Raw genomic sequence first — 11,876 nt, 5'->3', positions numbered from 1 at the left:
TCAGTCCAGGCGCAGTTCGGCGGGTGGGACGGCGTAGCCGTCGTGGGCACCGGCTCTGGCCTCGGCACCGAGGGTCTTGGACAGTTCGTCCGCCGTCCAGGTGTCGCCGGCGGCGGTGTAGACGGCCTCGACGCGGGGCCGCGCCAGCACCCCGATATGGGTTCCGTAGGTGATGAGAACCTGGCCGGTGATCGGCGCCGAGGCGGGGGACGCGAGCCAGGTCACGACCGTGGCGACGTGCTCGGGGGCGAACGGGTCGGGGCCCTCGTCCGGTGCCGGCCGGAAGGTCGCCGACGTCATCGCGGTGCGGGCCCGCGGGGCGACGGCGTTGGCGCGCACGCCGTAACGGGCCGCGCCCTGGGCGGTCGACAGGGTCAGCGCGGTGACGCCGGCCTTGGCCGCGGCATAGTTCGGCTGGCCGGGCGGCGCGAGCAGGAAGGACTCCGAGGTGGTGTTCACGACGCTGGCCTCGACCGGGCCGCCGACGGCCTTGGAGCGCTCCCGCCAGTAGGCCATCGCCGCGCGGCAGGTACCGGCGTGCCCGCGCAGGTGTACACGCACGACGGCGTCCCAGTCCTCCTCCGGGAGGCTGAACAGCATCCGGTCGCGGATGAAGCCCGCGTTGTTGACGAGGATGTGGAAGCCGCCGAACGCGTCGACCGCCGCCTGCACGAGGCTCGCTCCCACCTCCCAGTCGCCGATGTCGCCGCGCATCGCGAGGGCCGCTCCCCCGCTCGCGTTGATCTCCTCGGCGGTGTCGGCGACGGACTCCGCCAGGTCGTTGACGATCACGCTGGCGCCGGCCGCGGCGAGGGCGAGCGCCTCCGCGCGCCCCAGGCCCTGCCCGGCTCCGGTCACCACCGCGACCCGGCCGGCGAGCGGGCCCGGGCCCACCGGACCACCCGCGCCGCCCGCGCCGCTGCCTGTGTCATCCCGATCGGTCGCCGCACCACCGGACATGTTCGGCCTCCCGTCCACCGCCGGGGCCCACCGTGACCCACGCCAGGCGGAAGTAGAACACGTTTCATTCGATCTGGACAACAGCCCTGACGGCTCATCAGGTTTTCGTCCATCGCGGTTGTGCGCGACTGGAACCCGTTCTAGATTCGCTCTGCGAACGGGAGCGCCGCACCCACTGGGAGGACGCGTGCCGACGGCTGCCGACACGACCATCACACCCGCGGAGGACGGCTCCGGAGCCGCCACGCCAACACCGGAACCGGGCCCGGCGCAGGAGCAGGAGCGGGCCGGGCTCGCCGATCGGCTGCGCGCGGAGGTGGGCGCCCGGGCACCCCGGCGCGTCGCGCGCCATCCCGTCAACGAGCCGATGATCGCGCACTGGTGCGACGCGATCGGGGACGCGAACCCCGCCTACACCGACGCGGCGCACGCCGCCACCACGGTGCACGGCGGCCTGGTCGCTCCTCCCGCGATGCTCGACGTCTGGGACCGGCATGGCCTGCTCGAACGCCGCGAGGCGGACGACCCGCGGGCGCGCGTCATCGCCACGCTGGAGCAGGCCGGGTTCATCTCGGTGGTCGCCGTCAACGCCGAGCTGGAGATCCACCGCTACCTGCGGCCCGGCGACCTGCTCGGCAACGTGCAGACGCTGGCGGACGTCTCCGCCGAGAAGCGGACGGCGCTCGGCGTCGGGCATTTCGTCACGTCCCGGCACCGGTTCACCGACCAGGCCGGCGAACACGTCGGCGACCTGCTCTTCCGCATCCTGAAGTTCCGGCCGGGCAGCGGGCAGCGCCCACCGGCCGCGGCGAAGCCGAACTCCGTGAACGTCTCGGGCGCCAGCTCCGTCCCGACGCGGTCAGGACCGTCGATGCCGTCAGGGCCGTCAGGGCCGCCTGATCCGGATCCCGCTCGGCGGCCGCGGCCCGCGATCAACCGCGACAACCAGTTCTTCTGGGACGGAACACGAGCCCGGGAGCTGCGCATCCAGCGGTGCGACGGGTGCGGGGCGTTGTTCTCCCCGCCCACCGCCAGGTGCTGGCACTGCGGCGGCTTCGAGCTGGGATGGATCGTCGCCTCCGGCCGCGGCCGGCTGTATTCGCACGCCGTCGTCCACCACCCGCCGGCACCCGGGTTCCGCTATCCGCTGCCGGTCGGGCTGATCGAGCTGGCGGAGGGGACGCGGGTGGTCGCCGACCTCGTCGGCTGCCCCCCGGCCGGCCTGCGGGTCGGGATGCCGGTGGAGCTGACCTGGGTGGAGACCCATCCGGCGCTGGTCGACGGCGCGGCCGACGAGCGCGGGCCGATCGTCCTGCCCGCGTTCCGCCCTGCTCCCCCGCCGCGGCGCACCGACACCCTGACCGCCCCCGAGGCCGCGGCAGCCGTCCAGCGCTCCGAGGCCTCCGCAACCCGCGAAGGGCCCGAAGGCCCTGATGGCCCTGAACGCTTCGAAGGCTTCGGAGGCCGCGAGGCGGAGCTGGCGTTGTGGTCGGTTCCGGTCACCGCGACCCTGATCGTCTCGGGTGCGATCGCCACCCGGGACTTCCAGCCCGTCCACCATGATCGGGAGCTGGCCGCGCGGCGCGGGTCCGCCGACATCTTCCTGAACATCAACACCTCGGTCGGCCTGCTGCAGCGCTATGTCAGCGACGCGCTCGGCCCGGACCTGATCGTCCGCGCCATCCGGGTCCGGCTCGGAGCACCCGCCTACCCCGGCGATCATCTCGTCTTCACCGGCCGCCTCACCTCGGCGGACGCCCGAACGGGACGGGTCACCGTCGCGGTCCGCGCGACCGGCGGCCTCGGGGACCATCTGGTCGGCGCCGTCGAGGTCGTCCTGCCCGGCGGCCGGGAACACGACGAGGCCCGCGCCGCCGCCGCCTGGCAGTCGCGGTCGTGAGCGGGCACAGCTACGCCGGGCGGACGGCGATCGCCGGCATCGGCGCCACCGACTTCTCCAGCGACTCCGGGCGCAGCGAGCTGCGGCTCGCGCTCGAGGCATGCGTGGCCGCGCTCGACGACGCCGGGCTGCCGGCCTCCAAGGTCAACGGGCTCGTCACCTTCACCATGGACGGCAACCCCGAGTCTGACCTGATGCGCGGGCTGGGGATCAACGAGCTGACCAGCTTCAGCCGCATCCATTTCGGCGGCGGGGCGCCGTGCGCGACCGTGCAGCAGGCGGCGCTGGCCGTCGAGGCGGGCGTCGCCGACTACGTGCTGTGCTACCGGGCGTTCAACGAACGCTCCGGGCGCCGGTTCGGCTCCGGTGTCGGTGACCGGCCGACCGGCACGACCACCGAGCAGGCGTCGTTCGCCTGGACGTCGCCGTACGGGCTGCTGACCCCGGCGTCGTGGGTGGCGATGTTCGCGACCCGGATGATGCACGAGCACGGCGTGACCACGGAGGACTTCGGGCGGGTGGCCGTCGCGTGCCGCCGGCACGCCGCGACGAACCCGCTGGCCCGGTTCCATGGACGTCCCATCACCCTCGCCGACCATCAGGCGAGCCGGTGGATCGTGGAGCCGCTGCGGCTGCTCGACTGCTGCCAGGAGACCGACGGCGGCCAGGCCATCCTGGTCACCACCCTCGAGCGGGCCCGTGACCTGCGCCAGCCGCCGGCCGTCATCGAGGCCGCCGCGCAGGGCATGGCCGACGACCAGCAGATGATGCGCTCGTTCTTCCGGGAGAGCCTGGTCGGCCTGCCCGAGGCCGCGACCTGCGCCCGGCAGCTGTGGGAGACGTCCGGGCTCGGCCCCGACGACATCGCCGCGGCGGTGCTGTACGACCACTTCACCCCGTTCGTCCTCACCCAGCTGGAGGAGTTCGGGTTCTGCGGGCGGGGCGAGGCGGCGGACTTCATCCGCGACGGCGCGATCGAGCTCGGCGGGCGCCTGCCGGTGAACCCGCACGGCGGGCAGCTCGGCGAGGCCTACCTGCACGGGATGAACGGCGTCGCGGAAGGTGTACGGCAGGTGCGCGGCAGCGCGGTCAACCAGGTCCCGGACGCCGACCATGTGCTGGTCACCGGCGGCACCGGCGTCCCCACCAGCGCACTCGTCCTCGGGAGGGACCGTTGACCGCGCCCGGGTGGCTGGATCTCGACGACGGGGCGACGGTCTGGGAGCTGGTGCGCCAGCGTGCCACCCTCACCCCGGACGCACCGCTCCTGATCATCGACGACCCGGCGACGGCCGACCACGGGAGCGGCAGCGACAGCGGCACCAGCGCCGGCACCGTCACCGGCACCGGCACCGGGAACACGCTGAGCTGCGCGGAGTTCGCCGCGGAATGCGAGCGGGTCGCCGCCGGCCTGCACGCGCTCGGCATCGGGCCCGGGTCGGCCGTGAGCTGGCAGCTACCGACCAGGCCGGAGACCGTCGTCCTGTCGACGGCGCTGGCCCGCCTCGGCGCCGTCCAGAACCCGATCATCCACATCTACCGGGAGCGCGAGGTCGGCTTCGCGCTGGCCCAGACCGGTGCGGAGCTGTTCTGCGTGCCGGGCCGCTGGCGTGGCACCGACTTCCAGTCGATGGCGCAATCCGTCGCCGCCGCCCTGCCGCACCCGCCTCGGGTGCTGTCCATCGGTGCCGGGATCGACGGCGAGAGCGACGGGAACAGCACGAGCCGCTGGATCGGCGGGCTGCCCACCGGTGACCCGGCGACCCTGCCACCGCCGCCCCCGGCGACCCGCGAGTCGGCCCGCGCGGTCCGCTGGATCTACTACACCTCCGGGACGACGTCCGACCCCAAGGGTGTGCGGCACAGCGACAGCACCCTGATCGCCGGCGGGCACGGCCTCGCCGCGGCGCTCGGAACCGGCCCGGCGGACGTCGGATCCATCGCGTTCCCGTTCGCCCACATCGGCGGCCCGGACTATCTGATCATGATGCTGGTGAGCGGCTTCCCCGCGCTGCTGCTGGAGACGTTCGACCCGGCCGCGGCCATCGCCGCCTACCGGCGCGCCGGGGTGACGATCGCCGGTGGGTCGACCGCGTTCTACGCCGCGGTGCTCGGTCAGCAGCGCGCCGCCGCCGCGCGCGGTGAGCGCGGGCCGGTCGTACCGACCCTGCGAATGCTGTCCGGCGGTGGCGCGCCCAAGCCGCCGGAGCTGTTCGCGCAGCTCCTCACCGAGGCCGGTGTGCCGATCGTCCACGGCTACGGCATGACCGAGGCCCCAATGATCACCTCCGGCCGCCGTGTCGACACCGACCACCAGCTCGCGCACACCGACGGCCACCCCGTGCTCGGCGTGCAGGTACGGATCGTGCGCCCCGACGGAACAGTCGCCGCACCCAGCACGCCCGCCACGCCTGGTGCTTCTGGCGAGCCTGGCGCCGAGGGCGAGATCCGGGTTCGTGGCGCGACCGTGTTCCACGGCTACACCGACCCGGCGCTGACCGCCGCCGCCTTCGACGACGACGGCTGGTTCCGCACCGGCGACCTCGGAACCCTCGACGCCGACGGCCATCTCACCATCACCGGGCGACTCAAGGACGTCATCATCCGCAAGGGCGAGAACATCTCCGCGAAGGAGATCGAGGATCTCCTGTTCACCCATCCGAAGGTCGGCGACGTCGCGGTCATCGGCCTGCCCGACCCGGAACGCGGCGAGCGCGTCTGCGCCGTCGTCGAACCGCTTGCCAGCGCCCCGGTGACCGACCGACCGGCGACCGCCGACCCGGCCACCGGTGACCCGGCCACCGGTGACCCGGCCACCGGTGACCCGAGCCACCTGACGTTCGCCGAGATGACCGAGCATCTGCGGGCGGCCGGCCTGGCCCGGCACAAGGTCCCGGAACAGCTCGAAGTCGCGGCGGAACTGCCCCGCAACGCCACCCTCAAGATCCTCAAACACGTCCTGCGCGACCGGTACGGAACCAGCTGAAGCTCACTGGATCCGCGACTGAATCCCGGATCTTCGGTCTACGCCCGTGYGAGCCTGTCGCGTCCACCAGCCTGGCTCGCACTGCCCACTGGCGCTCGTCAATGTCTGCGCCCGTCCGTCCCTCCGTGTGTTTGTGCTCGTGCATAGCTCACTGCCCGGGGCGGAGCTGACCGGCTCCGATGGGCCGAGGATCGACTAGATGCCTTGCATGGAATATCCCCTCGATGTAATACTGCGGTGGTGGATATCGACTGGCCCGAGGACTTCGGCCGGTGGCTCGACCGCCTTGAGGGAGAGGCCCGGACTGGCGACGAACACTCGCGTCTCCTGCTGGCTTACACCGCCCGCGCCCTGGACCAGTTGCGGAGCCTGACAGATCCGCCATCTCGGGACGGCGAGACTGCCACCCTGCGCTGGGTACGGCAGTCTCGCCGCTACCCGCTCTGGCGGGTCTCGCACGCCTACGACCCGCGGGTGGCCGTCCGGCTGATCTGCTGGTTCCCCCTGGGCGCCGGCACCGTGGTGGTCACGCTGTTCGCCGCGGACAAGGCCGGGTTGGGAGACGTCTTCTATGACGGAGTGGCCGCCAGAGCCGATCCCATGATCGACCAGTGGAAGCGCGAGACCTCCTACGAGGAGAAGTCATGACAGAGGACGCCCCGCAGCGGCCGTCGAAGTTCGTCCGCGGCAACGACCACCTGGACCGGCTCCTGTCCGACCCCCGGCTCGCCGCCGATGTCGCCGAGGCCCACACGGCGGCCGAGGAGATGGACCGGGTCCATGCCATGAACCTGGCGATGATCCGCAAGGCGGCACAGATGACCCAGACAGAGGTCGCCAAGAAGCTCGGTGTCGGCCAGGCCGCCGTCTCGCGCCTCGAAAGCCGTGAGGACATGCTCCTGTCGACCCTCTACGACTACCTCACCGCCACCGGCGCCGACACCGCCAGCATCGTCGTCACCGTCCACGGGCGCCGCATCGAACTCGACCTCGGTACCGTCCGAGGTGCCCGGACCGCCTGACAAGAGACCAGGGCGCCGAACGGCGCTCGCCTCGTGATGTTTGTCCTCGCGGTCGAACGCGGCGTAGAGAGGACCGGTATCCCACAGGATCACCGACGTCTCGCCCAAGGCCGTCAGCGTCGAACAGCCCCTCATCCACCCGTTCGGACAGATCATCGCGGCCACTGTCGAATGCGCCGATGACGGCGGGAGGGCTCATAACCGAGTTCCACGACTGGGACGACATCCGCGCCGAACTGCATGACGGTGACGATGCTGCGCTGGCAGCCGAGCGGGGGTCGTTTCCTTGCGCCCTCGCACAAACGCCAGCGACGCGCCGATCGGTTGGGGGCACCGGTTACCACAGCGCCGTGTCCTAAACGCCGGTTCGGCTGTCGCCACAGACCGACGTACCTGGCCTGGGCGCCGGCGGTTTGGGCTACTTCACCGCGACCGGGGCGACGGGGGCGCCGAGGGCTCCGGTGAACGGTTCGGGGGTCGCGCAGAGCAGGAAGCGGTACTCGCCGTCGGCGGCGCAGTCGGCGGCGAGGGCTTCCAGGTCGAAGTTCTGGCCCTGCAGCAGGCCCATCTCGACCAGGTGGAGCAGGTGGACGGGCAGCAGCAGGTCGGGGCGTTCGCAGGGGAAGACCTCGAAGGTCAGCGTGTCGATGGCGACGGCGGCGACGTCCCGGGTGCGCAGCCAGCGGACGGTGCCCAGCGACATCCCCGGTGACGGGTAGGTGTAGCCGTTGCGGTCGCCGGCGTGGAGCAACTGGATGTGCCCGGTGCGCACCAGCACGATGTCGCCGGGGGTGACGATCAGGCCGGCGAGGTCCGCGGCGGCGTCGAGGTCGTCGGCGGTGATGGCGTGGCCGGCGGGCAGGCGTTCGACGCCGCGGGCGCGGGCGACGTCGAGCAGGACCCCGCGGCCGGCGACGGCGCCGATCTTGTCGGCGCCGCAGTGGCGGGCACCGGCGGTGGTCACCGTCGACGTCGGGAAGCCGTTGTAGAGCCGGCCGGCGTAGGTGGCGTGCGCGAGGGCGTCCCAGTGGGTGGCCGCCTGCAGGCCCATGATGACGATGTCGTCGCTGAAGCTGACGTCGGCCGGGTCGCCGGTCAGCGGCTCGTTGACCGACAGCATGGTGCGCAGCGGGTTCAGGCGGCCGGGCACCATGCCGGTCTGCGGGCCGTTCGCCGACAGTCCCAGCGCGAGCGGGAACAGCCGGCCGTGGCGGGCGAGGGCGGCGCCGGCCCGCACCGCCTCGGGGGTGAGCAGGTTGAGCGTCCCGCGCTCGTCCGCCGGGCCCCAGCGGCCCCAGTTGTTGACCGCCCGCGCCAGTTCGTGGAACTCCTCCGGCATCGCCAACCGACCGGTCCCCTCCCTGCCACGGTGAAAGCGAAACGACGAGATGACGAGACGGTCAGCCGTCGAGGGACGTCCGGACCACCCACATCGAGAAGTACTGGGCGGCGCCGCCGTAGGCCTGGGCGAGGGCGACCCGGGCACCGTCCACCTGGTGTTCCCCCGCCTGCCCGCGGACCTGCTGCGCCGCCTCGGCGAAACGCAGCATGCCGGACGCGCCGATCGGGTTGGAGGACAGCACCCCGCCCGACGGGTTCACCGGGAAGCTGCCGCCGATCTCGGTCTCGCCACGGTCGACGAGCTTCCACCCCTCCCCCGGCCCGGCGATGTCGTGGCCTTCCAGCCACATCGGCTCGTACCAGGAGAACGGGACGTACAGCTCGGCGACGTCGATGTCGGCCAGCGGGTCGGTGATGCCGGCCTGGCGGTACAGGTCCGCCGCGCATTCGACGCCGCCGCGGGGGCGGATCGGGTCGCGGCCGGGGAACGACGACGGCTCGCTGCGCATCGCGGTGGCCGCGACCCAGGCCGGTGCCCGGCCGTCGGCGGCGGCTTCGCGGCCCCCCGCCTCGTCGGTCAGGACCAGGGCGCAGGCGCCGTCCGAGGACGGGCAGGACTCCAGCCAGTGCAGCGGGTCCCACAGCATCGGCGACTCGCGGACCTTCTCGATCGTGATCTCGGGCAGCCGCAGATGGGCGTACGGGTTCTTCAGGGCGTTGAGCCGGTCCTTGACCGCGACCTGCCAGCCGATGTGCTCCGGCGCCCCGCTGCGGCGGATGTAGGCGCGGATCCACGGCGCGAAGATGCCGCCGGCGCCCATGCTGCCGGACTTCCCTCCGCTCAGCCCCCACTGCGCGTTGCCCTCGGACTGCTTCTCGAAGGCGACCGCGAGCACCCGGCGGTGCGCCCGGGCGTGGATGAGGTGGGAGGCGACGATGGCGGTGGAGCCGCCGACGCTGCCCGCGGTGTGCACGCGCATGATCGGCTTACCGGCGGCGCCGAGCGCGTCCGCCAGGTACAGCTCCGGCATCATCACGCCTTCGAACGCGTCCGGCGCCTTGCCGATCACGATCGCGTCGATGTCCCGCCAGGTCATCGCCGCGTCCTCCAACGCGCGCAGCGCGGCCTCGCGAACCAGGCCGGCGAGTGAGACGTCCTGGCGCTTCGTCCGATGGTGGGTCTGGCCGACACCGACCACCGCGCACGGCTCAGCGCTCACTGCGTACCTCCGGTCCTCCGGTCGTCGTCGTCTCGAGCAGGCAGACGAGGTTCTGTTGCAGGCACGGCCCGGACGTCGCATGGGCCACGGCACGCACGGCATGCGCGGCACCGTTCCCCCGGGCGGCACCGTTCCCCCGGGCGGCACCGTTCCCCCGGGCGGCGGCGCGCTCGCGGGCGGCCCGGGCGGCCTCGGCGATCCGGACCAGGCCGGTCGCCATCACCGGGTTCGCCGCCAGCGCGCCGCCCGACGGGTTGATCTGGACGGCGCCGGGGTCGAGGCCGAGGGCCTCGGTGAGGATCAGCTCCTGGTGGCTGTAGGTCGCCGACAGCTCGGCGACGTCGACCGGCCCGTCGCCCACCCCGGCGGCCTCGCCGGCCAGCCGGGTCGACGTCGAGGTGGTGAGGTCACGCATACCGGGCTGGTGTGGTTCGACGCGGTGCTCGATCGCCCTGATCCAGACCGGGACGATGCCGTGCTCGGCGGCGAGCCGCAGCGCGACCGGGCGGGTGGCGAGCACCACGGCGCACGCCCCGTCCGTCACCGGCGGCAGATCGCTCGCACGTAACGGGTCACGCACGTACGGGGTGGCGAGCAGGTCGTCCGCCGTCTCGGTGCCGGAGACGACGGCGTGCGGGCTGCCGACGCCGGCGCGGCGGGAGCGGGCGGCCACCTCGGCGAGGTCGCGCTCGGTCGCCCGGCCCGCTTCGATCAGGGCCCGGGCCTGCAGTGCCGCGAACGTGTGCGGGTCGGCGCCGAGCGGCGCCAGGTAGTAGGGGTCGCCCTGCAGGGCCAGCACGATGTCGAGCTCGCCGGTGGACGACTTCCCGGAACCGAAGACGAGTGCCGTCTGTTCGGGGTCGGCACCGGTGTGCGGGGCGATCCGCAGCCGGATCCACGCCTCGTGCAGCGCCCAGGCGCCGTCCATCTCGACGTGGGATTCCCTGATGGGCGGCCAGGCGCCGACGGCGTCCAGGTTGGCGACGAAGGTGAACGTGCCGCCGGAGAGGTAGTCGCTGCTGCCGGAGCAGGTGAAGTCGATCTCCTGGCGGGTCAGGTGCGCGGCGGCGAGCGCCTCGGTCACGGTCGCGAGGCACAGCTGCACCTCGGTCTGCTCGGCGAACGACACCATCGGCGACACCGCGTAGCCCACGATGGCGACCTCGGGCTCGGCGGCGCCGGTCGTGTTGTCAGCCATCGTCAGAACACCCGCTCGATCGCGTCGGCGACGGCGACGTCCGGCTCGCCGGTCGGCCGCCAGCCTTCGATGACCCCGTCGACAGCGCCCCAGCCCCGGTTGGTCAGGGCGCTGGTGTCGCGTTCCTCCGGCGGCAGCCAGGCAGCCGCCACCCGCATCCCGACCCGGACGTCGGCGTTGTCGACGTCGACGACGGCCTGCAGGCCCAGCAGCGCGTCGGCCTCGTCGAGCAGCACCGACACCCGCGCGAACGGCTCGGTCTCGCGCTGCCCGGGGTAGGGCACGGGCGTGACGATCGTGAAGTTGGTGACGACCCCGCGGTCGGGCAGCACGACGTCGTCGTCCGGGCCGAGCGGGACGGCGTCGATCGGGCAGAAGTCGCGCGGCGGGACGTAGACGAGGCCGCACCGGGTGCAGCGCTGCCCGAGCAGGACTCCGGCGAGCAGCGAGTCGGCGTACCGGGAGCCGGCCGGGGCGAGCCGTTCGACGTACCGCAGCGACGACGGGATCTCGACCACCGAGACCGGTTCCAGCGCCGGGGCCGGCTCCAGCGCCGAGGCGGGCTCGGCGGCCTCAGTCGGAGCAGCCGCCTCCGCCGGTTCCGCGGCGCCGGCGGGAACGAAGCAGACGAGGTCGTCGAGGTGCCCGCGCGGGGTGTCGCACCAGCGTGGGACGACCCGCAGGCCGGTGCTCATCGCGGCCGGGTCACCGGCGTCGACGGCGTGGAACAGCGCGGTGTCGGCACCGTCGAGCTGGATGAGCGCGAAGGCGAAGGGATGGTCGAACGGGTGCGCGCGGGTCGGCTCGGGCACCCAGGTCCAGGTGCGCACCGTGCCCGCCGGGCCGACGTCGACCGGGGTGGGATCGCTGGCCTCGCCGGTCTCCGGGTCGTATTCGAGCGGAGGGACCAGCACCCGGCCGCCGGCACGCACGCCGGTCAGGCGGCGCTGGCCGAGGGCGGCCACGTAGCCGCCGACGACCGGTCCGAGGCTGCGCCGGTAGGGAAACTCGACCTTGCTCTCCAGCAGCCGTGCCACGTCTTTCGACCTCCCGTTGGCCGGTGGGTCCGTTCGCTGAGGGACGGTAGGGGCGGCAGTGCGTACGGTCAAGCGCTTGCTTGGGTAACACGAAACCGAGCAGGTCGGCCCGTAGGTGGCGGGTGGGCCGTTGCGCACCCATACGAGAACGTGTTTCATTATGTGACCCGAAGCACAACATCGGTAGTCCGTCGGGCGATCCGTCGGCCGCG

The 11,876-nt window shown here is 72.8% G+C and carries 10 protein-coding genes; 5 read left to right on the top strand and 5 right to left on the bottom strand.

What is annotated here, in order from left to right; translation table 11 throughout:
- Positions 1-960 (bottom strand): SDR family NAD(P)-dependent oxidoreductase, encoded by a 960-nt coding sequence (locus CcI49_RS00820; RefSeq protein WP_198955427.1) that lies wholly within the window; start codon positions 958-960, stop codon positions 1-3.
- A gap of 187 nt (positions 961-1,147) precedes the next feature.
- On the opposite strand from CcI49_RS00820, the gene CcI49_RS00815 reads away from it, so the two are divergent.
- The 5 genes from CcI49_RS00815 (at position 1,148) to CcI49_RS00795 (ending at position 6,868) form a co-directional block, all read left to right on the top strand.
- Positions 1,148-2,860, top strand: coding sequence for a MaoC family dehydratase N-terminal domain-containing protein (locus tag CcI49_RS00815; protein ID WP_076823654.1), 1,713 nt, complete (start codon positions 1,148-1,150; stop codon positions 2,858-2,860).
- Positions 2,857-4,038: a lipid-transfer protein gene (locus tag CcI49_RS00810; protein WP_054564292.1), complete on the top strand. Its 1,182-nt coding sequence runs from the start codon at positions 2,857-2,859 to the stop codon at positions 4,036-4,038. Before CcI49_RS00815 ends, CcI49_RS00810 begins: the two co-directional genes overlap by 4 nt.
- Positions 4,035-5,846: an AMP-binding protein gene (locus CcI49_RS00805; RefSeq protein WP_076823653.1), complete on the top strand. Its 1,812-nt coding sequence runs from the start codon at positions 4,035-4,037 to the stop codon at positions 5,844-5,846. The genes CcI49_RS00810 and CcI49_RS00805 overlap by 4 nt, the downstream gene beginning before the upstream one ends.
- Before the next feature lie 237 nt (positions 5,847-6,083).
- The gene (locus CcI49_RS00800; protein WP_241839839.1) at positions 6,084-6,494 is read left to right on the top strand and encodes a hypothetical protein; all 411 of its coding nucleotides are present in this window, start codon (positions 6,084-6,086) and stop codon (positions 6,492-6,494) included.
- The gene (locus CcI49_RS00795) at positions 6,491-6,868 is read left to right on the top strand and encodes a helix-turn-helix transcriptional regulator (RefSeq protein ID WP_063792961.1); all 378 of its coding nucleotides are present in this window, start codon (positions 6,491-6,493) and stop codon (positions 6,866-6,868) included. The genes CcI49_RS00800 and CcI49_RS00795 overlap by 4 nt, the downstream gene beginning before the upstream one ends.
- 418 nt (positions 6,869-7,286) lie before the next feature.
- Here the strand turns inward: CcI49_RS00795 and CcI49_RS00785 are convergent, their stop codons facing one another.
- From CcI49_RS00785 to CcI49_RS00770, 4 genes are read right to left on the bottom strand one after another with little or no spacing between them, the layout of a single operon-like run.
- Positions 7,287-8,213 (bottom strand): cyclase family protein, encoded by a 927-nt coding sequence (locus tag CcI49_RS00785; RefSeq protein WP_076823652.1) that lies wholly within the window; start codon positions 8,211-8,213, stop codon positions 7,287-7,289.
- Positions 8,214-8,268: 55 nt separating this feature from the next.
- Positions 8,269-9,429 (bottom strand): thiolase domain-containing protein, encoded by a 1,161-nt coding sequence (locus tag CcI49_RS00780; RefSeq protein WP_076823651.1) that lies wholly within the window; start codon positions 9,427-9,429, stop codon positions 8,269-8,271.
- Complete coding sequence (locus CcI49_RS00775) at positions 9,419-10,627, bottom strand: lipid-transfer protein (protein ID WP_076823650.1); 1,209 nt, start codon at positions 10,625-10,627, stop codon at positions 9,419-9,421. The genes CcI49_RS00780 and CcI49_RS00775 overlap by 11 nt, the downstream gene beginning before the upstream one ends.
- Positions 10,628-10,629: 2 nt before the next feature.
- Complete coding sequence (locus CcI49_RS00770; protein WP_076823649.1) at positions 10,630-11,664, bottom strand: OB-fold domain-containing protein; 1,035 nt, start codon at positions 11,662-11,664, stop codon at positions 10,630-10,632.
- Between the last annotated feature and the right edge of the window lie 212 nt (positions 11,665-11,876).

It is taken from the genome of Frankia sp. CcI49, assembly GCF_001983215.1.
GTDB lineage: Bacteria > Actinomycetota > Actinomycetes > Frankiales > Frankiaceae > Parafrankia > Parafrankia irregularis.
The sequence above is the reverse complement of the archived record's forward strand: the minus strand, read 5'-3'. Positions and strand labels throughout refer to the sequence as shown.